26 protein-coding genes and 1 tRNA gene are annotated in these 25,411 nt (G+C 62.0%); 10 read left to right on the top strand and 17 right to left on the bottom strand.

Translation table 11 applies throughout. The features are described 5' to 3' along the window. Positions 1-354: 354 nt before the first annotated feature. Positions 355-777 (bottom strand): hypothetical protein, encoded by a 423-nt coding sequence (locus tag BEN49_RS16355; RefSeq protein WP_204376137.1) that lies wholly within the window; start codon positions 775-777, stop codon positions 355-357. An 89-nt stretch (positions 778-866) separates the two neighbouring features. Between BEN49_RS16355 and BEN49_RS16350 the strand changes: the two genes are divergently transcribed. Then, positions 867-1,592: a TIGR02117 family protein gene (locus BEN49_RS16350; protein WP_070745173.1), complete on the top strand. Its 726-nt coding sequence runs from the start codon at positions 867-869 to the stop codon at positions 1,590-1,592. A gap of 156 nt (positions 1,593-1,748) precedes the next feature. Here the strand turns inward: BEN49_RS16350 and BEN49_RS16345 are convergent, their stop codons facing one another. After that, on the bottom strand, positions 1,749-1,964 hold the full coding sequence (locus BEN49_RS16345; RefSeq protein ID WP_125916952.1) for a hypothetical protein: 216 nt from the start codon (positions 1,962-1,964) through the stop codon (positions 1,749-1,751). Between the two features lie 323 nt (positions 1,965-2,287). Between BEN49_RS16345 and BEN49_RS16340 the strand changes: the two genes are divergently transcribed. From BEN49_RS16340 to BEN49_RS16330, 3 genes are all read left to right on the top strand, one after another. Continuing rightward, a complete protein-coding gene (locus tag BEN49_RS16340; protein ID WP_070745167.1) occupies positions 2,288-4,585 on the top strand; it encodes a GH92 family glycosyl hydrolase in 2,298 nt (765 codons plus the stop codon). 84 nt (positions 4,586-4,669) lie between these two features. After that, positions 4,670-5,008 carry a type II toxin-antitoxin system RelE/ParE family toxin gene (locus tag BEN49_RS16335; protein WP_070745164.1) on the top strand — a complete coding sequence of 113 codons (339 nt, stop codon included), beginning with the start codon at positions 4,670-4,672 and terminating at the stop codon, positions 5,006-5,008. Positions 5,009-5,045: 37 nt separating this feature from the next. Continuing rightward, positions 5,046-5,393, top strand: coding sequence for a helix-turn-helix domain-containing protein (locus BEN49_RS16330; protein WP_083326185.1), 348 nt, complete (start codon positions 5,046-5,048; stop codon positions 5,391-5,393). A 54-nt stretch (positions 5,394-5,447) separates the two neighbouring features. Here BEN49_RS16330 and BEN49_RS27055 read toward each other — a convergent pair whose 3' ends face one another. The 6 genes from BEN49_RS27055 to BEN49_RS16310 all read right to left on the bottom strand — a co-directional run bounded on the left by BEN49_RS27055 (position 5,448) and on the right by BEN49_RS16310 (position 10,014). Next, positions 5,448-6,002, bottom strand: coding sequence for a hypothetical protein (locus BEN49_RS27055; RefSeq protein WP_125916950.1), 555 nt, complete (start codon positions 6,000-6,002; stop codon positions 5,448-5,450). Positions 6,003-6,088: 86 nt separating this feature from the next. Then, a complete protein-coding gene (locus BEN49_RS29695) occupies positions 6,089-6,277 on the bottom strand; it encodes a T9SS type A sorting domain-containing protein (protein WP_239691978.1) in 189 nt (62 codons plus the stop codon). Continuing rightward, a complete protein-coding gene (locus tag BEN49_RS29690; RefSeq protein WP_369073217.1) occupies positions 6,232-7,743 on the bottom strand; it encodes a hypothetical protein in 1,512 nt (503 codons plus the stop codon). Before BEN49_RS29690 ends, BEN49_RS29695 begins: the two co-directional genes overlap by 46 nt. Further along, the gene (locus BEN49_RS30200; protein WP_070745161.1) at positions 7,646-8,698 is read right to left on the bottom strand and encodes a S8 family serine peptidase; all 1,053 of its coding nucleotides are present in this window, start codon (positions 8,696-8,698) and stop codon (positions 7,646-7,648) included. The genes BEN49_RS29690 and BEN49_RS30200 overlap by 98 nt, the downstream gene beginning before the upstream one ends. A 415-nt stretch (positions 8,699-9,113) precedes the next feature. Next, positions 9,114-9,404 carry a sll1863 family stress response protein gene (locus BEN49_RS16315; protein WP_070745159.1) on the bottom strand — a complete coding sequence of 97 codons (291 nt, stop codon included), beginning with the start codon at positions 9,402-9,404 and terminating at the stop codon, positions 9,114-9,116. 52 nt (positions 9,405-9,456) lie between these two features. Further along, complete coding sequence (locus tag BEN49_RS16310; protein WP_070745157.1) at positions 9,457-10,014, bottom strand: hypothetical protein; 558 nt, start codon at positions 10,012-10,014, stop codon at positions 9,457-9,459. A gap of 904 nt (positions 10,015-10,918) precedes the next feature. Here BEN49_RS16310 and BEN49_RS30980 point away from each other — a divergent pair. Next, positions 10,919-12,907, top strand: coding sequence for a TonB-dependent receptor (locus BEN49_RS30980; RefSeq protein ID WP_158022974.1), 1,989 nt, complete (start codon positions 10,919-10,921; stop codon positions 12,905-12,907). Continuing rightward, positions 12,876-13,025, top strand: a complete 150-nt coding sequence (locus tag BEN49_RS30975) for a TonB-dependent receptor (protein ID WP_162276476.1) — start codon at positions 12,876-12,878, stop codon at positions 13,023-13,025. The genes BEN49_RS30980 and BEN49_RS30975 overlap by 32 nt, the downstream gene beginning before the upstream one ends. A 217-nt stretch (positions 13,026-13,242) precedes the next feature. Here BEN49_RS30975 and BEN49_RS16300 read toward each other — a convergent pair whose 3' ends face one another. Then, positions 13,243-13,536, bottom strand: a complete 294-nt coding sequence (locus BEN49_RS16300) for a hypothetical protein (protein WP_070745155.1) — start codon at positions 13,534-13,536, stop codon at positions 13,243-13,245. A 61-nt stretch (positions 13,537-13,597) separates the two neighbouring features. Beyond that, complete coding sequence (locus tag BEN49_RS16295) at positions 13,598-14,062, bottom strand: hypothetical protein (RefSeq protein ID WP_070745153.1); 465 nt, start codon at positions 14,060-14,062, stop codon at positions 13,598-13,600. Between the two features lie 142 nt (positions 14,063-14,204). Between BEN49_RS16295 and BEN49_RS16290 the strand changes: the two genes are divergently transcribed. After that, positions 14,205-14,483 (top strand): GNAT family N-acetyltransferase, encoded by a 279-nt coding sequence (locus tag BEN49_RS16290; RefSeq protein WP_070745150.1) that lies wholly within the window; start codon positions 14,205-14,207, stop codon positions 14,481-14,483. 81 nt (positions 14,484-14,564) lie between these two features. Here the strand turns inward: BEN49_RS16290 and BEN49_RS16285 are convergent, their stop codons facing one another. Beyond that, entirely contained in the window at positions 14,565-15,041 is a 477-nt protein-coding gene (locus tag BEN49_RS16285; RefSeq protein ID WP_239691977.1) for a fasciclin domain-containing protein, read from the bottom strand. Between the two features lie 953 nt (positions 15,042-15,994). On the opposite strand from BEN49_RS16285, the gene BEN49_RS30600 reads away from it, so the two are divergent. Beyond that, positions 15,995-17,590, top strand: a complete 1,596-nt coding sequence (locus tag BEN49_RS30600; protein WP_070745148.1) for an OmpA family protein — start codon at positions 15,995-15,997, stop codon at positions 17,588-17,590. Positions 17,591-17,782: 192 nt separating this feature from the next. Here BEN49_RS30600 and BEN49_RS16275 read toward each other — a convergent pair whose 3' ends face one another. The 4 genes from BEN49_RS16275 to BEN49_RS16265 form a co-directional block, all read right to left on the bottom strand. Beyond that, positions 17,783-18,583: a LytR/AlgR family response regulator transcription factor gene (locus tag BEN49_RS16275; protein WP_070745146.1), complete on the bottom strand. Its 801-nt coding sequence runs from the start codon at positions 18,581-18,583 to the stop codon at positions 17,783-17,785. A 12-nt stretch (positions 18,584-18,595) separates the two neighbouring features. Further along, positions 18,596-19,702: a sensor histidine kinase gene (locus BEN49_RS16270; RefSeq protein WP_070745144.1), complete on the bottom strand. Its 1,107-nt coding sequence runs from the start codon at positions 19,700-19,702 to the stop codon at positions 18,596-18,598. A gap of 445 nt (positions 19,703-20,147) precedes the next feature. Further along, positions 20,148-20,456 (bottom strand): hypothetical protein, encoded by a 309-nt coding sequence (locus tag BEN49_RS27050; protein ID WP_125916948.1) that lies wholly within the window; start codon positions 20,454-20,456, stop codon positions 20,148-20,150. Between the two features lie 293 nt (positions 20,457-20,749). Beyond that, positions 20,750-20,821: transfer RNA gene (locus tag BEN49_RS16265), tRNA-Arg, on the bottom strand. A 152-nt stretch (positions 20,822-20,973) separates the two neighbouring features. On the opposite strand from BEN49_RS16265, the gene BEN49_RS16260 reads away from it, so the two are divergent. Then, on the top strand, positions 20,974-21,465 hold the full coding sequence (locus BEN49_RS16260) for an Ohr family peroxiredoxin (protein ID WP_070745142.1): 492 nt from the start codon (positions 20,974-20,976) through the stop codon (positions 21,463-21,465). A 179-nt stretch (positions 21,466-21,644) separates the two neighbouring features. On the opposite strand, the gene BEN49_RS16255 is transcribed toward BEN49_RS16260, so the two are convergent. After that, a complete protein-coding gene (locus BEN49_RS16255) occupies positions 21,645-22,625 on the bottom strand; it encodes an aldo/keto reductase (RefSeq protein WP_070745140.1) in 981 nt (326 codons plus the stop codon). Between the two features lie 249 nt (positions 22,626-22,874). Beyond that, the gene (sucC, locus tag BEN49_RS16250; protein ID WP_070745137.1) at positions 22,875-24,071 is read right to left on the bottom strand and encodes an ADP-forming succinate--CoA ligase subunit beta; all 1,197 of its coding nucleotides are present in this window, start codon (positions 24,069-24,071) and stop codon (positions 22,875-22,877) included. A 260-nt stretch (positions 24,072-24,331) separates the two neighbouring features. Between sucC and BEN49_RS16245 the strand changes: the two genes are divergently transcribed. Beyond that, on the top strand, positions 24,332-24,988 hold the full coding sequence (locus BEN49_RS16245; RefSeq protein WP_070745136.1) for an ABC transporter ATP-binding protein: 657 nt from the start codon (positions 24,332-24,334) through the stop codon (positions 24,986-24,988). Positions 24,989-25,411: the final 423 nt, after the last annotated feature.

Raw genomic sequence — 25,411 nt, 5'->3', positions numbered from 1 at the left:
GATCTACGCAAAGCGTTTGTTTTTAGCCCCAGCGGGGCGGCCCATTGGTAGTAAATAATTGACTATTATGATCTAAGCCCCAGCGGGGCGACCCAGATGTTGGTCGCCCGCTGGGGCTTTATCGTTCACTTAAAGGTGTTTGCTACCGATGGGCCGCTCCGCTGGGGCTAAAAACAAACGCTTTGCGGGCGGTGTGCTAAAACGGGGTGGTCCGGCGACTTTTTCTGTCGTCGGGCCACTCTTGCAAGGCCCCGGAGCCGCTGTTCCCAAGTAAGAGTGGCCCGACGAAGACCTTCGGGCAATTCGCTGGACCACCCCTTTTTAGCACACTGCCGTTTTGCGTAAGCTCCGTAATTACAGCGTAGCTACTTGCGTTTCCCGCGTTTCGCGGGGCTTTTGCACGAGATAGTAGTAGAGCAAAATGCCGAGTCCGATGAGGAACGGCACCAGCGCCAGATGCTTGCCGGTGACGCCCGGGGCCACCACCACGGCATCGAAGTGGAAGAATTCGCTGGCCATCCAGTACGAGTTGGCCGTGATCCAGAACACGATGGCCAAGTTGTGGGCTAGCTCCGACTTGTAGGCCCGCGTGCGCCAGGCGATGACGATGGCGATGCCCAGCGTGGGGCCCACCATCAACAGGCCCAGCGTTTTCCAGATCATGCACCAGCTGATGTCCTTGACGAGCCAGAACAGGATGTGGGTGTTTTCCATCTTCCGGTACGCGGCCGGGATTTGGTAGATTTCTTCGTCGGCGGGGGCGGGGGGAACGGGCATGGGCGCGGCTAAAAACCAAAGGTAGGGGCCCCCAGCGCGTTGCTTCCGGGGCCCCGTGCCGTACTTGCGGCCCTAAACCCAACCGTATTATGGCCGCCTTTCTCCGCACAACTTTGAAGATTGCCGGCTACGCGGTGGGGGCGGTGGTGGGCACCGTGGCCCTGTACATGGGCACGTCGCTGGTGCTCGAGCGCATTCCGGTGGCCAAGGCCGACCCCGGGGCCCCGGCCGACGTAGAAGTCTTCATCTTCACCAACGGCGTGCACTCCGACCTGGTGCTGCCCGTGCGCACCGACCAGTTCGACTGGTCGCGGCAACTGCCCTACGCCCACACCCAGGCCAACGACCCGTCGTTTGGCTACGTGGGCATTGGGTGGGGCGATAAGGGCTTTTACATGGACACGCCCACCTGGGCCGAACTCAAGGCCAGCACGGCCATCAAGGCCGGCTTTTGGCTGAGTACCACGGCCATGCACGCCACCTTCTACCGCGCCGCCGACCTGGTGTCCTCGCCGGCCTGCGTGCCGCTGCACCTGAGCCGCGCCGAGTACGCCCGGCTCATTGCCTACATCCAGGCCAGCTTCCAGCACGACGCGGCGGGCAACGTGCGCTGGATTCCGGGCCACAGCTACGGCCCCGACGACGCCTTTTACGAGGCCCACGGCACCTACAGCATCCTGCGCACCTGCAACACCTGGACCAACAACGCCCTGAAAGTGGCCGGCCAGAAGGCCAGCCTCTGGACGCCCTTCGAAACCGGTATTTTCTACCAGTACGGCCGCAGCGGCAAGCCGCCCGAAGGCAGCGCCGAGTAGGGCCCCGGGGCCTCACCGGACATGAAAAAGCCCCGTGGGCGTTGGCCGTCGGGGCTTTTCGCAGCTTGGCTGCGGGCGAAGGATGGGGTGAGTCGAAAGCAACCACGCACCGGCTTACAACTAAAAGCTAGTAGCTAGCAGCTAATGGCTAATAACTTAGTTGAGCCAGAGCTCAGCCACCTGCTCGAAGCGGTGGGGAGCGAAGGCGCCGTAGGGGCGCTCGGCGTGGAAGCCCAGCACGTGCACTTGCGGCGCGCCGGTGCGCACGTGGGGCAGCACCCGCACGGGGTACACGCGGCCAGCGGCGGGCCAGTCGCCGATGTAGTCGGTGGGGCGGTGGTCGGCGTTCACGCAGCGAGCGAAAAGCTGCACGGGAGCGGGGGTCGGGAGCTTGACGTTGGACATACCCAAAGATACGAAATAATTGTGAAACACTAAAAATATTGGCAGCACTTTTTACTGCACAGGCAATGCTAGTAAATTGTTATGAGTTTTAGATTAAAATCTCATTAAAAATAGTTTATGCCCCATTATTCATCAAATATACGCAACTGGGCCCCCAACAGTTTGCGCTAAAAAACCAATTATTTACTAAAAATAATAGTTGCTAAATAAGCGCGGGTCGCAACCTGTAAAAAGGGACCCCACGCCCCGCCCGCGGCCTGCGTGGGGCCCCGCCGCCTTTATTTGCTGGTATGAAAACCGCAACGCTAGCTTTGCTGCTGGGCCTGGCCGGGGCCGCCCAGGCCCAGGGCCCCGCCAACCTCATGCAGTACGCCCACCCGCTGGTGGGCACGGCCAAAATGGGCCACACCTTTCCCGGCGCCACGGTGCCCTTCGGCATGGTGCAGCTCAGCCCCGACACCGACACGCTGAGCTACGCCACGCCCGAGGGCAAGTACAACCCCGAGGTGTACCGCTACTGCGCCGGCTACCAGTACGACGACCCCACCATCGTGGGCTTCAGCCACACCCACTTCAGCGGCACGGGCCACTCCGACCTCGGCGACTTCCTGGTGATGCCCACCGTGGGGCCCCTGCGCCTCAACCCCGGTACCGCCGCCCGGCCCGGCAGCGGCTACCGCTCGCGCTACTCGCACAAAACCGAAGTGGCCGAGCCGGCCTATTACCGCGTGAAGCTGGAAGACCCCGGCGTGCTGGCCGAGCTCACGGCCACGGCCCGGGTGGGCGTGCACCGCTACACGTTTCCGCAGGCCGCCGACGCGCACATCGTGCTCGACCTGATGGCCGGTATTTACAACTACCCGGGCAAAAACGTGTGGACGTTCGTGCGCGTGGAAAACGACTCGCTGGTGACCGGCTACCGCCAAACCAACGGCTGGGGCCGCACCCGCACCGAGTACTTCGCGCTCCAATTCTCGAAGCCCTTTGCGCACTACGGCAGCCGCAACTACGACCAGAAGGAGCCCTACCGCGGCTTCTGGGGTCGCTTCGACCAGGTGCACGACTGGCCCGACCTGGCCGGCCACCAGCTGCGGCTGCACTTCGACTTCGCCACCAAGGCCGGCGAGCAGGTGCTGCTGAAGATGGCGCTTTCCTCCACCAGCACCGCCGGGGCCCTGCGCAACCTGCGCGCCGAGGCCCCGGGCTGGGACTTCGACGCCCTGCGCCGCCAGGGCCAAGCCCTGTGGCAGCAGGAGCTGGGCAAGGTCGAAATCCAGGGCGCTAAGGTGGACAAGGACAACTTCTACACGGCCATGTACCACGCCTGCCTTACCCCGACCATTTACCAGGACGTGGATGGCCAGTACCGCGGCCTCGACCAGAACAACCACCAGGCCGAAGGCTTCACCAACTACACCACGTTCTCGCTCTGGGACACGTTTCGGGCCCTGCACCCGCTCTTCAACCTCATCCAACCCAAGCGCAACGCCGACATGGTGCAATCCATGCTGGCCCACTACGACCAGAGCGCCGAGCACATGCTGCCCGTGTGGAGCCACTACGCCAACGAAAACTGGTGCATGAGCGGCTACCACAGCGTCTCCGTACTGGCCGACGCCGTGCTCACCGGCACCGTGCCGGCCGCGCAGGCCGAGCGGGCCCTGGCCGCCTGCGTGGCCACCGCCCGCCACCGCTGGTACGACGGGTTGGGCGACTACTTGGACCGCGGCTACGTGCCCGACGGCCGCAGCGGCACCTCCGTGTCCACCACCCTAGAGTACGCCCTGGATGACTGGTGCATTGCCCAACTGGCCCAAAAGCTGGGCCACGCCGACCTGTACCAGGAGTTCAGCAAGCGGGCCAATAACTGGCAAAACGTGTACGACGCCCGCATTGGCTACATGCGGCCCCGTGCGGCCGACGGCGCCTTCCGGGCCAAGTTCGACGTGCTGAGCACCAACGGCCAGGGCTTCATCGAGGGCAACGCCTGGAACTACAGCCTCGCCGTGCCCCAAGATCCCGCCGGCCTCATCGCCAAGATGGGCGGCAACGCCCGCTTCGTGCCGCACCTCGATTCGCTGTTCACCATGAACTTGCCCGACAAGTTCTTCGCCGAAACCGAGGACATCACCCGCGACGGCATCATCGGCAACTACGTGCACGGCAACGAGCCCGCCCACCACGTGGCCTACCTCTACGACTGGACCAACCAACCCTGGAAAACCCAGGCCCGCGTGCGCATGATCCTGCCCAAAATGTACCACCCCACGCCCGACGGCCTGGGCGGCAACGACGACTGCGGCCAGATGAGCGCCTGGTACATCTTCAGCGCCCTGGGCTTCTACCCTGTGGCCCCCGCCTCGGGCGAGTACGCCCTGGGCAGCCCCGCCGTGCAAGGCGCCACCTTGCGTCTAGAAAACGGCAAAACCTTCACTGTCACCGTCAAAAACCAGGGCCCTAAAAACGTCTATGTCCAATCGGCCCGCCTCAACGGCAAGCTGCTCACGCGCCCGTTCATCCCCGTAGCCGAGGTAATGAGGGGCGGGGAGCTGGCGTTCGTGATGGGTGCGCGGCCGATGCGCAAGTAGGAGGTGTCGTTATAAAGAAACATTTAGTATCTTGGCGTTGTCTAGTAGTAGTCTTGGCTATTCATATGCGCTGACTTCTTGCCTATGTCAAAACCAATCATTGCCGTTTTAACGCCAGAGGCCAAAGAATTTCTGAAAGCGTTGGAAAAGGAAACCCGGTACGAATTCGGAGCCAGTATTCGTAAGCTACAGAATAGCGAAGCCGTCCACAACTTCAAGAAACTGGCCAATACAGACGGCATCTATGAATTTAGCGTCATTGCCCCTAATCATACGTACCGCCTCTTCGCCTTTTGGGATACGCGGGGTGCCGCTGACACGCTAATTGTCTGCACGCATGGCTTGGATAAAAAGACTCAAAAAACGCCATCACAGGAAATAAAGAAGGCCGAACAAATGAAGAAGAAGCACTTTGGTAAATAATTGCCAACCTCAAAAATCATCTTAATGCTTTATTACTATGACTACCGCAACCACGCCTATTAATCCGGTTTCATACCATGACTCGCCCTTAAACCTAGTTGCCTTCAACGACCTGGAAGACGAGCTATTTGGCGCACCCGGTACATCCGAACGCACCGAATATGAAGATCGGGTAACCCTCGAACTTTTACCCAAATCCATCCGTGAGTACCGCCTGCGTAACCATCTCACCCAAGACCAATTGGGCGAACGCCTCGGGGTACAGAAATCCCAAATCAGCAAACTGGAACGCAATTCCTCAAACGTAACCATCGACACGTTGCGCCGGGTATTCAAAGCGCTAAACGTGGAGGTAAAGATTCTCTTGCAGCCGTTGGCGCAGTAGGCTTCAAAACCAAACGGTAAGTTGCTGATGCGCCCGTTCCTGCCCGTAGCAAGGTTATGGGCGGCGGGGAGCTAGCGTTTGTAATGGGGGCACAGCCAGCGCGGAAGTAGCTGCAAAGCCGTTTAATTGTTTATTAAAAAACAGCACTACTGCTCCTCCAATAAATAAAATTCCTGTTGCCCATAATGCTGGCAATAGGCCAAATGAGGCAATTGGTACATGGGATGAATTGATAATTGTCAATATAAAGTGTGATTTATATACTCCAATTTTAATTATTAATACTGAAAAGAAATAAAGGCCTACCGGTAATAATCGAGTTACTGTGCTGTGCCAAACTATTATAGCTGAAAAAAGGCATCCTACTACCATTGCAAGCGAATTAGCGTAATCATCTCGCATCATCATTGATATGATTTTTTCTGTTATCGCAGGTCCATATTTTTCCTGAAGATGTTTAGGTACTTCTGATGCTCCATAATGATTTGCCAATTCAATAACATCAACATCTCGAATTAGAAAGAGTTGATTTATTCCAATTGCCAGAAACATCACAGCAATAATTTGGATCAATAGAATGCGTATTGATTGATTTGAAAATTTGCGCATTATATCTAAAAGTTTATTATCTGCTTGGTAAAACTCCTCGTTTACGTTTGAAGCTTTTTAAGAATATGGTCAACCATTACAGTTCCCTACCGCCGCACCACGCTGCTCGCCAGCACACCGCCCGTGCCCAGGGCCCTAACGGTGTAGATGCCCGGCGCCAAGCCGCTCAAATCCAACTCGGCGGAAGCGCCGCTGCCGGGGCGGCGCAACACCGTTTGGCCCAGAGCGTTCAGCACTTGGATTTCGGTGAGGCCGAAGCTGGGAGGTAGCTCCAGGCGCAGGGGCCCGGCGGTGGGGTTGGGGAAGGCGGCGAAGCCTGGGGCCCCGGCTGGGCCCGCGCGGGGAGCAGCGTGGCGTAGGTGAGGCGGGACGCATCGGCGGCGGCTTGCAGCTCGGGCAGGGAGCGGGCGGCCAGCACGGCGAACGTCACCAACACCGAATCGCCGGGGGCCAGCTGGGCGAGGCGCGTGCCGACTACTTGCGACACGTCGGCCCCAGTGGGCAGGCCGGCGGTGCGCTGGGCGCGGGCGGTGCCGCTGCTCACGGTGAGGTATTTTTCGGCGGGCGAGAAGCCATCGGCCAGGCGCACGGGGCTGCCGGCGGGAGCGTTGTTGTCGAACGAGTACACGGCCGGGGCCCCACCGCGCAGCAGCTGCACGCCGGCAAATATGCGGTTGGCGATGGGGTCGTAGCAGTAGCCCAGGGCGCGGGTGGTGTCGTAGGCGGCGGCGTTGAGGCCGGGCGCGGTGGGCAGGTCCCAGTCCATGAACAAGCCGGCGCACAGCGGTTTAAGGGTATCGGCGGTGAGGTTGCGTAGGGTGTATTCGAGCACCACGAAATCCTTGCGGGTGGCCGAGGCCCAGGCGTAGGCGCGCTGCCGCACGCGCACGCCCACCGAGCGCGCCGGGGCCCCAGCGGTGGCGGGCACCGTGTCCTGGAACGCGCCCCGGGCCAGCTGGTCAGCCCGGGGCCCCGCGGGCGCGAAACCGATTTGGGCCACCTGGAAAAACGATTGCCGGATGTTGCTACCGCTCGTGCGCAGGCGGTCGGCCACGCGGGTGGGGGAGGTGGCCAGCAGCAGCCCGCCCTCGCTGAGCAGGGGCCCCTCGCCCTGGTATGTAGCGCCGTCGCCGAGGGTGGCGGCGAGGTCGTCGTAGCCCAGCTTGCCGCGGCTGGTCACGGTCAGGCTAAGGTCGCCGGCGTCGAGGGTCACGTAGTCAGGGTTCAGCAGCAGCTCCACAAACTGGTCGGTCTGGTAGCCGTCGGCGGCCGTGAGGCGGTAGCGCAGCGTGGCGGTGGTGTTCAGCGGCACCCCGGCGGCGGCCACGGCCACGGCAAAGGGCGTGGCCAAGTTGTCGGCGGTGGACATAGTTGCCAAATCGCCCACGGCAAACGTGCCCTGCACCACGGCCAGGTGGGGCGAAAGGGAAGTGAGCGTGACGGTGAGGCCAGCCACGGGCAGCAGCATATTCTGCACGGTGGCGGCGAGGCGCAGGGTGGTGCCCGGCGCGTAGGCCCGGCGCAGGGGCGTGAAGGTGGTAGTCGTCACGCGCACTTCGCGGGCGGGCGCGGCCACGGCCCGGTACATGTTGAGGCGCCCGGTGCCCAGGCGGCCCGCAAAGGTGGCGTTGCCGGCCACGGCGTCAATCGGGTCGGCGGTTTGGCGCAGCTGGGCGGCTATTTGGTCGGCGGTGTAGGCCGGAAACCGCTGGCGCACCAGCGCCGCGCCCGCCGCTACCAGCGGCGCCGCAAACGAGGTGCCGCCCACGGCGATGTAGTCGGCATCGGGGCCCCGACGAAGTAGTGCCCTGGTAGCCGTAGGTGGTGAGGATGTTGTCGCCGGGCGCCACCAGGTCGATGCGCCGCGAGTAGGTGGCGCTGGAAGTTTTCTGGTCGCGCTCGTTCACGCCCGATACCGAGATAACGTGCTCGTAGGAAGCGGGGTAGAAGTGCAGGTCGGCGTTGGTGTTGCCGGCAGCGGCCACCAGCACGGCATCGCGATTCACGGCGGCGTAGGTGCACGCATCCTGCTCGAACTTGGAGTAGCCGCCTGTGCCGCCCCACGACATATTGATGACCCGGCAGCCGTGGTCAGCGGCGTACACGATGGCCTCGAAGCCCGCAAACGTGCCGCCGGGCACGTTGGGGTAGATGTTCAGGGGCATGAACCGGCAGTTGAAGCCCGCGCCCGCAATGCCGCGGCCGTTGTCGGGGGTGGCGGCGCACACGCCCGCCGCCAGTGTGCCGTGGATGATTTTAACGTCGAAGCCCGCGTCGTTGTCGCCGTTGGCCAGGTCCCAGCCCGTGAAGTTGTCCACGTAGCCGTCGTGGTCGTCGTCGATGCCGTTGATGGGGTCGGCGTAGTTGTGCTGCACGTGGTCCTTCAGGTCTTCGTGGGTGAGGCGCACCCCGCCGTCGGTGATGCCGATGACCAGCGTGCTGTCGCCGCGCACCACGTCCCAGGCCCGGTAGGCCCGAATTTGCCGGAGGTAAACCTGTCCCTGGTTGGGGTCGGTGAGAGTCGAGTCGGCCCGCGGGTCGTTGGGCTGGTACAGCGGGGCGCGCACGTACAGCGGCTCCACGTAGTCCACTTCGCCGGTGCCCAGCAGCACCTTGCGGGCCCGGGCCAGGGGCAGGCCGGGCGGCACCGCCACCTCGTACACCGCCCGCAGGTCCACGGCCCCGGGCTTCTCCAAATCAAGCGGCAGCGCGTGCGGAAATTTCTGGTGGCAGCCGGTGGCCCCGAGCTGCGCCAGGGCCCCCGCCAGCGCGGCGGCGTGCCCCCGGGCCGCAGCTTCAGCACCAGCCGGCCGGGATGGTGGGCGGCGCGGCCTGGGCCTTGGCGCCGGCCGGGGCCCCCACCAGCCAAAAGCACAGCAGTAAATACCAGATAGGTAATAATTTAGCCATATTCCAATAAGTCCTGGGCGTAAGTAAACGCCCTGATTATCGGTAAAATAAGGAAATATTTTGCCCACTTAGGAAGTAGCGCATCCCGCAAAGTTGCAAGTCCGTTCGGCTTGTTGCCAGGGTGCTATTTTTTCCCGAAAATGCCAAATGAAAAACGCGGCCGGGGCCCCCAATTGGCCCGGGGCCCCAGTCGCGTCGGCGCTACAAAATGTTGCGCAAATCTTCGCGTAGCGCCTCAATGCCGCGCCAGATGCTGGCCCAGGCCCCCGGCTCGGCCGGGTTGGCGGCGTCGTGCTCTGTGAGCTGAGCGGCCAGGCGGGCGCGCTTGGCCTCCAAGGCGTCGGCGTGGGCCAGGTAGGTGGCGGGCGAGCCGGCGGCCGTGGCGTGGGCGCGCTGGCGCAGGGTGTGGATTTTGGCGTCTAGCTCGTCAAGAGCCCGGCGCAAATCGGCGGCGGAAAGGTGCGGAACGGGGGCAGCGGCGGAGTTGGGCATGGCGCGGGGTGGGAAGGTGCAAACCCAAGGTACTGCGCTGGCCCTGAAAACGCTACCCAGGGCCCCAGGTGCGCGGCAGGCCCGCATCGCGGGCTAGCGGCGCGGCCCCCGACTCCCACAGGGCCCCCAGCACCGCGCCGGCGGTGGCGGCCAACTCCAGGTGGTAGTCGGGGTGCAGGCGCTGGCTAAGCCGGAGGGCCTCCTGGGCGCGGCGCACCAGGTGCTGGAGCAGCGGCTGCGTGGGGCCGTGCAGCCGCGCCACGGTGGGGCCCTGGTGCCGGAACACGTTGGCCAGCAGGCGCCAGCTCAGCTCGGCCTCGCCAAAGGCATCGTCGGTGATTTTGGCGTGGTAGGCCAGCCGGGCCTGCACCTGCCGCAGCACCACCAGCAAGTCGTTGGGCGTGTGGTGGAAGCCCCGCACCGGGTCGTCGACCAGGGCGCGCAGGGCGGCGCGCCGGGTTTCCAGCGCATCGGGGCCCTCCAGCAGGCGGTAGGCTAGCTGCTCGGTCAGCACCGCGTCCTGCGCCACGAGGCGGGCCAGGAGCTGGTCCTTCTCCTTCGGCGGCAGCTGGAATAAGGCTTTGCGCAGGTCGGGCGGGAGGGCGGGCATTCGGGTAACTATAGATACGTAGCCTCAAAATAACATCTGTGCCCCGTAGCCCGTGCGTTCGGTCCGTAACTACTCAGCACTAGAAAACAATACCTGTACATCCTATTTGAATTGTATAACTCGTTGCATTACAACGCTAAGAATTTTCTCAAGTAGACCTATTGGGACTCACGCGAATGCTGCGCTACCCAACATCTGCGTGAATCTCACTTACAAGGAAACGGGCAATGAGGGTGCAGGGCGCTCTGAGGTGAATCGGGTCCCGCAACAAAACGCAGGCAAATTATTGAGGTCGCTCGGTTGAGACTTTACTTTCAAAGTAGTGAAAGCATACACAGTTGTGACCTTTGTGCGATTATCAACCCAGTATCTTTTGATATTTTGGTGATTGAGTAAATTAATTACAAACACAAAATCTCGGTAGTGGGAATTTGACGCGAAGTGTATGCGCATTCCGCCTGCATGACCAGAATGAGCCATAATTGTGCGCAATGCAGTAATTGCTCGTACCCTTTCACGCGCGTCAGCTTCTATATCTCCCGTAAAGGCAACATCGTGCCAAGGGCGAAATGTATTTAGTACTTCTGAGGGTGGAAGTCGTAAGGGTATCAAGGAACTAGACGATTGATGCATTAGCGGCATTGTCAGTTGAATTATACCATACTGCCGCAACGCTGGCTCCCAAGGCCCCAGCGACACGCAGCCTAGCCACAGCAGCCCCGCCAGCGCCAGCAGGCCCGGCGGGAACAGCAGGGGGCGGCGGTGGCGGCGCGGTAGGTAGAGGTGCATGGGGTAGGGGCGCGTTAAATTTAGGGCGGCGATGAAATTAATGCGGCCAACGACGGCGAACGGCGGAAAATTGCCGTATCGGGCCCCGGGGCCCTGTCCACTGTTACTACTACTTATGACGCTTCGCTACTTCCTGTTGCTGCTGGTCCCGCTGGGGGCCCGCGCCCAAACCGCCGCCCCGCCGCTGCCCGACACCGCCCGCACCGTGCGCCTGCCCGACGTACCCGTGACCGGCTACGGCCAGCGCCTGCCGCTGCGCCGCACCGCCGCCGCCATCGGCATCATTGATGCCCAGACGATTGACCGCTTCAACCCCGCCGCCCTCACCCAGGCCGTGAATACGCTGCCCGGCGTGCGGCTGGAGGAGCGCGCCACCGCCAGCTACCGCCTCAGCATCCGGGGCAGCACGCTGCGCTCGCCCTTCGGGGTGCGCAACGTGAAGACCTACTACAACGGCATTCCCTTCACCGACGCGGGCGGCACCACGCCCCTCAACTTGCTCGACCCCGCCATCATCGGGCGGCTGGAGGTGGTGAAGGGCCCCGGCGGCAGCGTGTACGGGGCCGGCACCGGCGGCGTGGCCCTGTTCGAAACGCCCGCCGTGGCCGCTGGCACCGCTCGCGCCAGCGCCGGGGCTACTGTGGGCAGCTACGGCCTGCTGCGCTACGGCGCCACCGCCGAAGCCGCGGGCCCCACCAGCGCCGTGCGCGCCCAGTACGCCCACCAACAGCTCGACGGCTACCGCCAGCAAAGTGCCCTGCGCCGCGACGTACTGGCCCTCGACGCCCGCACCGCCGCCGGCGACAAAGCCACCCTGGCGGCCCACTTCCTGTACACCGATATCAATTACCAACTACCCGGGGGCCTCACCCGCGCCCAGTACGAGGCCGACCCGCGGCAGGCCCGCCCCAGCACCGCCGCCGCGCCCGGCACCGTGGCCCAGCGGGCGTACTACGCCTCGCGCACGGCGCTGCTGGGCCTCACCCACACGTACCAGTTCTCAGATGCGCTGGGGCTGGAAACCACGCTCTACGGCAGTGGCACGGCCATTCGCACGCCGTACTTGGTGGATTACGAGCGCAACACCGGCCTGGGGCTGGGCGGGCGCACGGCCCTGCGCTACCGCACCGCGCTGGCCGGGCGCGTGCTGCGCCTGCAAGCCGGCGGCGAATACCAATTTGGCTTCGTGAACGGCCGCAGCTACGCCAACCGGGCGGGCACGCCCGGGGCCCTGCGCTACGACGATGAAATCACGACCACCACCGGCTTCGCCTTCGCGCAGGCCGACTACGAGCTGCCCGCTGGCCTACTCCTGACGGTGGCCGCCAGTTACAACCACTTGCACTACAACATCGAGCGCGTGAGTGACGCCCTGACCCGGCCCGACGCCTACCGCTTCCAGCGCAGCTTCCGCCCCGAGGTGTCGCCCCGGGTGGCGCTGCTCAAGGAATTCAGCCCCGCCGCCTCGGTGTACGCCAGCGTGAGCGCCGGTTTCTCGCCGCCCACGGTGGAAGAAATTCGGCCCTCCGACGGCAGCCTAAACGGCGGCTTGCAGGCCGAGCGCGGCGTGAGCTACGAAGTAGGGGCCCGGGGTGCTTTTTTCGCCAACCGGCTGCGCTACGAGGTGGCCGTGTTCGATTTTGAGCTGCGTCAAACCATTACCAGCAGCACCACTGCTCAGGGCATCGCCGTGTTCAACAACGCCGGCGCTACCCACCAGCGCGGCGTGGAAGCTGGCCTCAGCGGCTGGCTATGGCAGCCGGCGGGCGCGGCTGGGCCCCCGGCCAGGCCCCCGCGGCCTGCGCGCCTGGGCGAGCTTTGCCTACAACGACTTCCGCTTTGGCAGCGCCTACGTGGGCGCGGGCGGCGACGCCAGCGGCAACCGCTTGCCCGGCACGGCCCCCCAAACCCTGAGCGCGGGCCTCGATTTCAGCGAGCGCACCGGCTTCTACCTCAGCCCCAACCTGGGCCACCAAGCCCGCATCCAGCTCAACGACGCCAACTCGGCGGCGGCCGTGGGCTACTGGGTGTACGGGGCCCGTGGCGGCTGGCGCCGCACCCTGGCCGGCCACTTGGACGTCAACCTATTCGCTGGCCTCGATAACGCCTTCGACCGCCGCTACAGCCTCGGCAACGACCTGAACGCCTTTGGCAACCGCTTCTTTCAACCCGCGCCCGGCCGCAGCTACTACGGCGGGGCCCAGGTGGGCTGGGCGTGGTAGGGCAGGGGGCTGGTAGAGTACTATTAAGTTAAACGTAAAAAGGCCGTCATGCTGAGCGTAGCGAAGCATCTCTACCGCTTACTATAATGATTGCTGGCGCAGTGAATATGCTTCGCTTCGCCCTGCATGACCGCCGACTTGGGCAAATTCTTAATCAACAAAAAAGGGGCCCTGGCAATTGCGCCAGGGCCCCTTTTTATATCAATCAAGCTGCTGCTTATCTGGGGGTTTGCTCTTCGGGCAGGGTGAAGGCGCGGTCGCTAGGATCGGTCAACTCCTTGGGTAGCTCATCGGGGTCCGACGATACGAACTCGCCGTTTATACGGTCGCTGATGGCCATTTCCTGCTGGTAGTTGCTCAGCGAGTCGTCCATCTCGTCGGACTTTTCCTGGCCCGATAAGTTATCATTATCAAGCTGCTGGCCGTAGGTGGCCGCGTCGAGCATGGGGGTGGACAGGCCGTTTTCTTCGGGCTGCTCCTGCTGGTTGGCATCGGGGGTATTGGGAGACATGGGAGGTTAATAAGGGGTGATGGGGCCCCGGGTGTGGGGCCCCGTAGAAAGGTCAGTCAGCCTACAAAGTGTTGGCTGCCTTGTCGGCATCGCGGGCCTTGCGGTCTGCTTCGTCGGGCGTCTCGTTGTATACTTTGTTGTGCGAGCCACCGCCGGCGTAGCGCGGGTCGTCCTTCGACCAGGCGGCGCGCAGCTCGTCAGTTTCGGCCCCGCTGGCCTGGGCCTCGGCTACGCCCGCCGGGTCCTGGTTTTGCATTACGTGGCCGGGCTGGTCTTCCAACGCATCGGGGTGAGACTTGGCCTCTTTCTTGTCGCGGAATTCGCTGAACTCATCGGGGTTGTCGTTCGAGCCGCTGCGGCCTTCCGGCTTGTCAGCGGTTGGGGCGGGGCCGGTGGGCTTCCCAAAATCGCCGTACTGCGGCGAGGGCAAGGCCTCTTTGGCCGGGTCGTTGGGGTTAAGGCGGGCTTCCTGTGCGCGCTCCCGCTGGTCAGGGGCCGACGTATTGGGCAAATCTTGCGTATCCATGGGGAAAGAAGAAGTAAGCTGAATAAACACCCAGCGGGTGGGATTTCTACGCTGTTTACGCAATTCCGACGCTGCCGTTCATCTACTGCCTTCCCAACCCAACATTTACTCACCTAATTCCCAGTTCCTCACTGTTTTACCTATGCCCATTCAACACGACCCCGCCGCCCACCGCTTCACCGCTACCCAAGCCGGCGGCACCGGCGAACTGGTTTACGAAGAACCCAAAACCGGCGTCATCGACTTCGTGCACACCTTCGTCGACGAAGCCCTGCGCGGTCAGGGCGTGGCCGACGAGCTGGCCCGCGCCGGCCTGGAATTTGCCCGCGCCCAGCACCTGAAAGCCCGCACCTCGTGCTCGTTCATGGCCGGTTTTGCCCAGCGCCACCACGCCGAATACGCCGACGTGCTGGCCGCCTAGGGGCCCCAGCATCGTACTTATACAGAGAGGGCCCCGCCGGATATTACCGGCGGGGCCCTCTCTGTTGCTAAGCAAAGCCGCTTACTTGGTTGGCATCAGCACGGTGTCGATGACGTGAGTCACGCCGTTCGAGTCCATGATGTTGGGAATGGTGACGTTGGCCGTACCGCCTTTGGCGTCGGTCAGCATCACTTTTTTGCCTTTTTTCGATACGGTCAGGGTTTCGCCTTCCACGGTGGTCAGCGTCTGGCCATCCTTCAAGTCGGCGGCCGTGAGGCGGCCGGGCACTACGTGGTAGGTGAGGATGGTGGTGAGCTTATCCTTCATGTCGGGCTGCACCAGTTTGTCCACCGTGCCGGCGGGCAGCTTGTCAAAGGCCGCGTTGGTGGGGGCAAATACGGTGAAGGGGCCGGCGCTTTTCAGCGTTTCTACTAGGCCGGCGGCTTTCACGGCGGCTACCAGGGTGGTGTGGTCGCTCGAGTTCACAGCGTTGTCCACGATGTCCTTATCGGGCGTCATCATGGCGCCGCCCACCATCACGCCCTGGCCCATGGCCATGCCTTTTTCGCCCTTTTCGCCTTTGCGGGGCTTGGTGGTAGCTTTCAGGCGGTCACCGGCGTCGGTTTTGGCCTTCACCTTCATTTTGCCGTCGTCGGCAACCTTGGTTTTGGTCATGACGCCGTCCTGCGTGGTTTTCACTTTGTCGCCCCCGTCCGATACTTCGGTTTGGGCAAAAGCAGGGGCGGTAAAGGCGAGGGCGAGGCCGAGGGTAGCGAGGAAGTGCTTGGTGTTCATCAGAAAGAAGAAAGAGGTTTGAAAGCAAAGCTGCGCCAAGTGCGCGGCTAGGGCCCTATACGGCAGGGCATTCGGTTTGGATGTAACGGCGCGGGTACCCTTGGCGCTGGGGGCGGCACTGCCAGCCCAGCCAGCAGCGTTAGGTCCACCGGGCCGCGGGCCGCTGCCTGCTCAGTGGCTTTGCCCGGCCTTCAACACGCCGAATAGGGCCCCCAGCGCTTGCCCACTGCGCGGCCGTTTAAGCCGTTTTTGTGGCATCCGTTCGGAGTGGTATTGCGGCGATTCACGGGCGCATTGGGTGCGTTGGGCTATTAATTCGGGTCATTGGTGTGATTTTCCCGAACGTGTTTGGTCTGTCGCCGTTCAATGGAGCTACCCGGCCTTTTAGCAATTGCCGGCTTATTCTTCTCCCTCCCGCCTGTCTGCTTGCCACGGCTGGCCCGGCCAGATCCCTTCACTAGCCAAAACGCTGCCACAGCGGCAATCGAGGGCCCAAAAATCAAATTGTAACTGCCAGCTAGACATTTGTTAAGTCCAACGCTGATGATAATGATAAGGTAATAATGACACTTTTGGTACTGGCCAACGTACTAGTATAAAAAAACCTCTTCTGCGCTGGTTATACCGGCATCATCGGATAGGTAAACTTCTTCCTAAATATCTCCTATTTTTTTACCTAAACAAAGCCTGCGTAAACACCGCGTAGCTCTTTATTTATGAAACACCTTTGTTACAAAGCCGCCCTGTTGGGCGTGGGGCTTTTTGCCGCCGCCCCCGAGCTTCAGGCCCAAACGGCCGACCGCAAAACCTCCATTGGCCTGCATGCCAACGCCACCCAGTACAAAGGTGACCTAGGCAGCGCCTTCTGGAAGTGGGACAACATGCCCTACAGCGGTGGCCTCGACATCACCCGGTACGTAGGCCGCTGGCTCGACCTGCGCCTCGACTTAGACTACACTCGTCTGCGTTTTCCGCAGAACGAAGGCACGTTCAACAGCGCCGGCCAGCGCTTCAAGGCCCAGATGTACCAGGGTGGCCTCGGCTTCAAGCTGAAGGCTCCGATCAAGGATAGCTTCTTCCTGCACCCTTACCTGTTGGTAGAGCCCCAGTTCTCGTGGGTGCTGACCGACCGGTACGCTTCCCGTACGGCCCCCAACAACTTCCGTCGCTTTGGTTCCTTCGGGGGCCAGGTAGGTGGTGGTCTTGACTTCCATTTGGGCGAGTCGGCCGTATTCTACGTGCAGGCCTCGCAGGCTTACTTGCAGACCTCGGACGAGAACCTCGATGGCATAACCAGCAGCTCCACCACGTTCTGGGACAAGAAAGACCGTTATATGCAGTTCACCGCTGGTGTGCGTGCTAACCTCGGCAAAGCTAAAGACACCGACGGCGACGGCGTGTCGGATAAGAAAGACAAGTGCCCCGACACCCCAACCGGTGTGAAAGTTGACCTGAACGGTTGCCCCGTGGATACGGACGGCGATGGCGTGGCAGACTACCAAGACAAGTGCCCCGACGTGAAAGGCTTGGCTGCCCTGCAAGGCTGCCCCGATGCGGACAGTGACGGCGTAGCCGACAGCGACGACAAGTGCCCTGACACCCCGGCCGGTACCCGCGTTGATGCCAGCGGTTGCCCGCTTGACGCCGACGGCGACAAAGTGCCCGACTACCTCGACAAGTGCCCCAACACCCCCGCTGGTGCGCAGGTTGATGCCAGTGGCTGCCCGCTTGACCGCGACGGTGACGGCGTAGCTGACTACGAAGACCGCTGCCCCGACCGTGCCGGCCCTGCCAGCAACAAAGGCTGCCCCGAGATGAAGGCGGAGACCAAGAAGGTGCTCAACGAGGCCACGAAGTACATCAACTTCGACTTCAACAAGTCGACCCTGAAGGCTTCGTCGTATCCCAAGCTGCAGCAGATGGTGCAGATCATGAACGAGTACCCCGACTACTCGCTCAGCATCGCTGGCCACACCGACAGCAAGGGTGATGACAACTACAACCTGAAACTGAGCTATGACCGTGCTGCTTCGGCCCGCACTTACATGCTGAGCAAAGGCATCCCCGCCGAGCGCATCGAAGCCCGTGGCTACGGCGAAACCCATCCGATTGCCGACAACAAGACGGCTGCTGGCCAGGCTAAGAACCGCCGCGTGGACTTCGACCCTTACCTCACCGGCGAAACCAACGCTGCCGAGGTGAAGTATGGCGCCGCCCCCACGGTAGCTGAGATGATGAAGGCTGACAAGCCGGTGCCTAGCTTGAAAAAGAAGGCTCCTGCTAAGAAAGCCCCGGTGCGCCGCAAGAAGTAGTAACCCGAATTGCCTGGGGCCCTGCAAAAGGCCCCAGGCGATTCAACTAGGGTAGGCTGCCGCGGTAAGCAGCCAAACCTTGCCAACAACAAAACCCGTCTTCGGAGCCCTAACAGGTTTTGGAGACGGGTTTTTTGATTTCAGCGGGGGCCCCGGCTAGGCCTGGGAAAAGGGGCGCGTTGCCCTGGTGCCCTAGCCGCCGCTCAGCCACTTGCGCAGCTCAGCCACGCGTGGCTTCGGCACGATGACGGCCTCAGTGGCGGGCGGCTGCAAGTGCACCAGCATGCGGCCGTTGTAGTAGGGCTCCAGCGCCACAATGCTGGGGCGGGCCAGCAGCGCCTGCCGGTTGACGCGGAAAAACTGCTGGGGGTCGAGCTGTGCTTCCAGCTCGTCGAGGGAGCTGTCCAGGGTGTACTGCTGCCCGTCCAGGGTGGTGAGGCTCACGAGGCTGTGGTGAATGACGAAGTGCGCCATGTCGTGCACCGCAATGGGCAGCAGCTTGGTTTTGTAGGGAATCAGCCAGCTCGTTTTGTACGCCGGGGTCCCACTGAGCTGCTGCATCATGCGCAGCAGCTCGGGCAGGTGGGGCAGGGCCCCCGCGGCGGCGGGCGCGGGGGCTGTGGCGCCGGCGTAGTACCGCTCCAGGGCGTCAAACTTCTGGAACCCGTGCTGGAGGCTGTCCCGGGTGATGGGCTTGAGCAGGTAGTCGATGCCGTTGACCTGGAATGCTTCGAGGGCGTGCTCGTCGTAGGCGGTAACGAAAATGACGGGGCACGTGACGGCCACTTGCTGGAACACCTCGAAGCTGCTGCCGTCGGACAGGTGAATGTCCATGAAAATTAGGTCGGGGGCGGGGTGCGCTTGCAGCCAGGCCACGGTATCGGCCACGAACTCCAGGCGGCCCACTACCTGCGCTTCGGGCCGCACTTCTTGCAGCAGGCGCTCGAGGGACCGGGCCGGGCGGATTTCGTCTTCAACGATCAGGATGTTCAATGCGCAAAAAAATTAAGCCGGTAGGGGAAGGTACACGCGAAACTCACCGTCGGTTTGCTCCACCAGTAGGCGCTGCTGGTGCAGGAGCCGCACGCGGTTGGTGAGGTTGCTCAGGCCCACCCCGCTGCTGGTTTCGGGCGCGGGCGTGAGGCGGGGGTAGCAATTGTTACGCACCCGCAGCGTGGCTGGGGCCACAAAATCGATGCGCACCACCAGGGGCTGCCGGTGGCTCACGGCGTTGTGTTTCACGGCGTTTTCCAGCAGCAGTTGCAACGCCAGCGGCGGTACCGGGCGGTCGCGGATGCCATCGGGCAGGTCTATTTCCAACTGAATGCCCTCGCCGAAGCGCATCCGCAGCAGGTAAACGTAGGAGCGCAAAAAAAGCAGCTCGTCGCGGAGCGGTACCGCTGCCTGCTCGCCGTGCCGGAGGAGGTAGCGGTACACGTGGGCCATTTCCTCCACAAAAAGCGCCGCGGCGTCCGGCTCGTCGTAGATCAGCTCGCCCAGGGTCGAGAGCGAGTTGAACAGGAAGTGGGGGCTCAGCTGCTGCTTGAGGCTTTCGTAGCGGGCCTGGAGCTGCTCACGCTTCAGCATTTCGTTTTCAATGGTCAGGTAGCGGCTGTTTTCTACCAGCTCGAGGGCCAGCTGGAAGGAAAAGCCCACCACCGTGGCCACCTGCGACCACGCCAGGATGGCGTCCAGCGGGTTGTCGTTCAGGCGCAGGTTCAGGCGCGCGTCCAGGTAGTAGCGCCCCGCGTTGTAGAGGCTGACCACCACGGCGGTAAGGGCCAGCCGGAGCAAGTAGGCCAGCCGCGCGGGCTGCCGGCGCAGCCACCGCTGCACCGGGTGGCGGCGGTAGCGCAGCAGGTAGTTGAACTCGAACTGGACCTGAAAAACCAACACGGGGTTGATGAACAGCAGCAAGGCTTCCGCGGCCGTGGTGTGCGGGCGCTGGAGGGTGCTGGCGGGCAATATCAGCAAGCCGAAAGCGATGGAGATGCCCAGCGTAATCAGCAAATACGTGCGCCGCGGAAACAGCACGGCGTGCCGCGCCGGGCCCGCGCCAAGCTTAGGCAAGCGGGGCAGGCGGGCGGCAAATGGCGCAGTGGGCAGGCTCATAGCACGAAGGTGCGGAAAACCTGGGCATCAGCCCCCGTTGGGGCCCTGTGCAACGGCGCGCGTTGGCTGGCCCGCGAGCTGCTCTGGGCGGTTGCCACCGCGGTGGCCTAGCCAGGCCGTAGCTTCCGCGCCGCCAGTAGCTGGCTAATTTAGGGCCCCAGCCTCGTGCAGCCACTGACCCGTTGCCATCATAGCCATTCAGCCCAAAGCCCCCACCATCCACCGCAGTGCCCTACGCTGCCTATTCTTTGCCCGCACCAAGGCGCTTTGCTAAAAAAGCCGGCTGCCCGATGGTGGTTTCATAGGCCGAATTCGGTGGGCCTATCGGTGTGCGGAGCCGCTGTTGGGGCACAAAAAAGCCCCACGGTGGTGCGTGAGGCTTTCAAAATACTTTATGCGTTTGGTGCATTGGAAAGGCCGCACCAAACGCTGCTTAGTAGAAACACTAATTTTTAGGTTTTGGAGCTTTGCCGGTGCTGGTGTTGCCCGATTGGGTTGCGCCAACTGGTTTGCCGGTCGCATCTACTGGGTTGTTTGAGGTTCCGACGGTAGAGCTACCAGCAGTGCTGGACCGGTTGGGCGCCGTGTTGCCAGAGTTGCCCTGGCTGCTTTTGCTGGCCGAGCCAGCGGACTTGGCTGCGGCGCCGGCCGTGCGGTTGCCTGCGGTAACGGTACCGGCTGGAGTGGTTTGCGCTTGTGCCGCAGCACCAAGCATAACAGCAGCAATAAAGGCGGTTAAAATTGTCTTGGTCATGGTAGTCGACGGAAAGGGCAGTGGTGAAGGAGGAAGCTATTTTACGTAAAGCCAGCGCGGTGCGTTACCAGACCACGCCGCTAACTTTTAATCTCTTAGGGTCTTGGATACGGAAAACTATTGATTTGGACGCTACTGCTGGGTAGCACGCGCCTACTAGCCCGGGCAACGGCAAGCCAGCAAGGCCAGTACCCGCCGCGTCCGCAGCGCAGGCAATGGCTTGAGGGCAAGGGCCCCAAACAAAACCGCCCACGGCCTGAAGAGGCGGTGGGCGGACTGCTGATGAGGAAAAGTGGTCGCGCTAGGAATCGAACCTAGATCAAGAGCTTCGGAAACTCTCATACTATCCGTTGTACGACGCGACCAAGTCAGGATAGGACTGCAAAAGTAGCCGCAAAACCCCCGGCTGCCAAATGGCGCGGGCAAATTGGCGTCCGGGGCCCCAAAATTCTGCCACAACCCTAAGTGGCAAAAGGCAGTTAACTACCCGGTAAACTGCCTCAATTCTCAATCTCCCATGGAATCCACCAAAAAGAATCTTTACACGGCCGACGCAACGGCTGTGGGCGGCCGCAGCGGCCACGTCCGTTCCGCCACTGGCGTCGTTGACCTCGAAATGTCGGTGCCCGAAGGGCTAGGCGGCAAAAAAGGCGCCACCAACCCCGAAGAACTGTTCGCCGCTGGCTACGCTTCGTGTTTCCAGCAGGCCCTGCTCGTCATCGCCCAGCGCGCCGGCGACAAGCTCGACCCCGCCACCGAAGTGAAGTGCGGCGTCACCCTGTTCCAGGAAGGCGAAGGCTACGGCCTGTCGGCCGTGCTCGACATCGACCTGAAAGCCTTTGACCGCGACAAAACCATCGATATGGTGCGCCAGGCCCACAAAATCTGCCCGTACTCGGTGGGTACCCGCGGCAACATGGAAGTGGAGCTGAAAGTGCAGGGCGAAACCATTCCCGTGGCCCCGGAGGAAAACGCCGGCGTAGCCGAAAAAGGCGGCGTAGCTGCTTAAGTAACTTAGATATAAAAAAGGCCCGCCTGAACATTCAGGCGGGCCTTTTTGCGTTTTGGCCTGTAGCTTGGACTGTGTAGTCCGAGCGCGAGCACAGCGAGCATCTAGCGTATGGAATCGTCCGGTTCCGCCTGCTCGCTACGCTCACGCTCGGACTCGCAGCGTCCAAGCTATGAACCTTAGCTAAAGCCCAGCACTGGGTGCGGCTGGTAGGGGGCCTCCAGGCTTTTTATCTCGTCATCGCTCAGCTTCACGTCCACCGCGGCCACGGCGTCTTCGAGGTGTCCGGGCTTGCTGGCTCCCACAATGGGCGCCGTGATGGCGGGGTTGGCCAGCACCCAGGCCAGGGCAATTTGGGCGTTGGGCAGGCCGCGTTGCTCGGCAATTTCCGTCACGCGGTCGGCTACCGCAAAGTCATCGTCGCGGCCGTAGAGGCTTTTGCCGAAGGCGTCGGTTTTGGCGCGCTCGGTTTCGTTGCGGGCCTTGCCGCGGCCGCCCGTGAGCAGCCCCCGCGCCAGCGGCGACCACGGAATAACCCCGATTTTCTGGTCCTGGCAGAGCGGCAGCATCTCGCGCTCCTCCTCGCGGTACACCAGGTTGTAGTGCGGCTGCATGCTCACGAAGCGCGTCCAGTTGTGCTTATCGGCCAGGTACAGGGCCTGGGCAAACTGCCAGCTGTACATCGACGAGGCCCCGATGTAGCGCGCCTTGCCGGCCTTCACCACGTCGTGCAGCGCCTCCAGCGTCTCCTCGATGGGCGTGTTATAGTCCCAGCGGTGAATCTGGTAGAGGTCCACGTAGTCCGTGCCCAGGCGCTTCAGGCTGGCGTCGATGGCCTGCATGATGTGCTTGCGCGAGAGGCCCTGGTCGTTGGGCCCCGGGCCCATGGCGTTGAACACTTTGGTGGCCAGCACCACCTCGTCGCGCTGGGCGAAGTCGCGCAGGGCCCGGCCCACCACTTCCTCGCTGGCGCCGTTGCTGTACACATCGGCCGTGTCGAAGAAGTTGATGCCCAGCTCCAGCGCCTTCTGAATGAACGGGCGGCTAGCTTCTTCCTCCAGGGCCCAGGGCCAGCGCTCGGTGGGCGTGCCGTAGGTCATGGTGCCGAGGCAAATTTTGGAAACCTGTAAACCAGTGTTTCCCAAGCGGGTGAATTCCATAGGGTAGGGTAGAAGTGGGGGAGAGTGAGAGGGTATAACGGGACACGAGACCATCATGCTAAATCGTCTGTCATGCTGAGCCTGCGAAACATCTTTTTACGTTGAAACGACTTGTTCAGCGGTGAAAAGATGCTTCGCAGGCTCAGCATGACAGACGATTTAGCATGATGGCCTTTTAATCCACTTATAACCCAAAAAGCCCGCCTGGGTTACCAGACGGGCTTTTAAAAACACTTGCTACGAAGAGGGCTACGCTTCGGCCAGTACTTCTTTCACGCGGGCAGCGGCGTCTTTCAGTAGCGTGGCCGACTTCACTTGCAGGCCGCTCTCGTCGATGATGCGGGCGCCTTCCTCGGCGTTGGTGCCCTGCAGGCGCACGATGATGGGCACGCGGATGTCGCCAATTTTCTTGTAGGCTTCCACCACGCCGTTGGCCACCCGGTCGCAGCGCACGATGCCGCCGAAGATGTTGATGAGAATCGCCTTCACGTTCGGGTCCTTCAGGATGATGCGGAAGCCAGCTTCCACCGTCTGGGCATTGGCTCCACCCCCGACGTCGAGGAAGTTGGCCGGCTCGCCGCCGCTCAGCTTGATGATGTCCATGGTGGCCATGGCCAGGCCGGCGCCGTTCACCATGCAGCCCACGTTGCCGTCGAGCTTCACGTAGTTCAGGTTCGAAGCCGAGGCTTCTACTTCCAACGGGTCTTCCTCGTTGAGGTCGCGCAGGGCCACAAAATCCTTGTGGCGGTACAGGGCGTTCTCGTCGAGCGTCACCTTGGCGTCCACGGCCAGGATTTTATTGTCCGACGTTTTCAGCACCGGGTTAATCTCAAACATCGACGAATCGGTTTCGTCGTAGGCCTTGTAAAGCGCCGTCACGAACTTCACCATCTCCTTGTTCGCCTCGCCGGTCAGGCCGAGGCCGAAGGCGATTTTGCGGGCCTGAAAGCCTTGCAGGCCGATGGCGGGGTCGATGAATTCCTTGAGGATTTTCTCGGGGTGCGACTCGGCCACCTCCTCGATGTCCATGCCGCCCTCGGTGGTGTAGATGATGACGTTCTTGCCGGTGTTGCGGTCCAGCAGTACGCTGATGTAGAACTCCTTGGTAGGGCTTTCGCCGGGGTAGTACACGTCCTGGGCGATGAGCACTTTGTGCACCTTGCGGCCCTCGGGGCCCGTTTGCTTGGTGATGAGCTGCATGCCGAGGATGTTGCCGGCCACTTCTTTCACTTGGTCGAGGTTTTTGGCCAGCTTCACGCCGCCCCCTTTGCCCCGGCCCCCGGCGTGGATTTGCGCCTTGATGACGTACCAGCTGGTGCCGGTGTCGGCGGTCAGCTTCTCGGCGGCGGCTACGGCTTCCTCGGCGGTGTCGGCCGTGATGCCTTCCTGGACGCGGACGCCGTACTTCTTCAGAATTTCTTTGCCCTGATACTCGTGGATGTTCATGCGGGGAGGTCGGGTTGGTTTGACTGCGGCGAAGGTACGGTGCGCGGCCGCAAGGTGGTAGGCAAAATTTGGGTAGGGCCCCAGGGAGCGCGGGGCCCTCTCGGCCCGCCCGGGGCCCTACGCCAGCGGCGCGGTGGCGGCGCTCTTCAACAGTATCTCAATTTAACAGTATAAGACCAGTAGTATTAGGCAGGCCGCACCCGGCCGGCCCATGTCCCGCGCCGGCTACCTTTGTTTCGCACCCGTTACCGCTCCTCGTTTTGCTCCAAGCCATCAACGTCCGCAAAAGCTACCAGTCGCTGGAAGTCCTCAAAGGCATCAACCTCACCATCGAGAAGTCGGAAATCGTGAGCATCGTGGGCTCGTCGGGGGCCGGCAAGAGCACGCTGCTGCACATCCTGGGCACGCTCGATAACCCCGACGCGGGCGAGGTGCTCTTCGACGGGGCCTCGGTGAGCAGCCTGGGGCGCAACGACCTGGCGCGCTTCCGCAACCGCCACATCGGGTTCATCTTCCAGTTCCACAATCTGTTGCCTGAGTTCACAGCCCTCGAAAACGTGTGCCTGCCCGCCTACTTGGCCGGGCGCTCGGAGAAGGAAGTGCGCGTGCGGGCCCGCGAATTGCTCGCCATGATGAACCTGGAGCACCGCGCCGAGCACAAGCCCAGCGAGATGAGCGGCGGCGAGCAGCAGCGCGTGTCGGTGGCCCGGGCCCTCATCAACTCGCCCGAAATCATTTTCGCCGACGAGCCCAGCGGCAACCTCGACACGAAGAACGCCCAGGAGCTTCACCAGATTTTCTTTCTGCTGCGCAAGGAGCTTGAACAAACCTTCGTCATCGTGACGCACAACGACCAGTTGGCCGAAATGGCTGACCGCAAAATCGTGATGCGCGACGGCTACGTATTGGAGGAGTAAGGGGCCCGGGCCGGGGTTTCCAAGCGGTTTATAAGGGTGTCGTGCCCACTATACTGCGAAGCATTTCTCCCGCAACAGTAATTATTTACTTGCGCAGGGGAGATACTTCGCTGCGTTTAGGCAATAAGCTACAACGGGGGTGGTCCGGCGACTTTTTCAGTCGTCGGGCCACTCTTGCTAAAGACCGATATCCCCAAGCCATTGTGCTTTAGTAACAGTGGCCCGACGACTGAAAAAGTCGCCGGACCATCCACCGCTTCCAAAGAACAGGGCCGATGCCTGGGGCCCCAGTGGTAGTAAAAGAGGCTGGCTGGCTAAAGAATCGGGCTGGCTAACTGATTTAGATTGTAGCCTTGCCAAGAGCAAAATCTATATCGTTTGTAAGTTGCTAAAAATCAGCAACAAAATTTACTAAAAATTCTG

This window comes from Hymenobacter coccineus (genome assembly GCF_001816125.1).
GTDB classification, from domain to species: Bacteria; Bacteroidota; Bacteroidia; order Cytophagales; family Hymenobacteraceae; genus Hymenobacter; species Hymenobacter coccineus.
The sequence above is the reverse complement of the archived record's forward strand: the minus strand, read 5'-3'. Positions and strand labels throughout refer to the sequence as shown.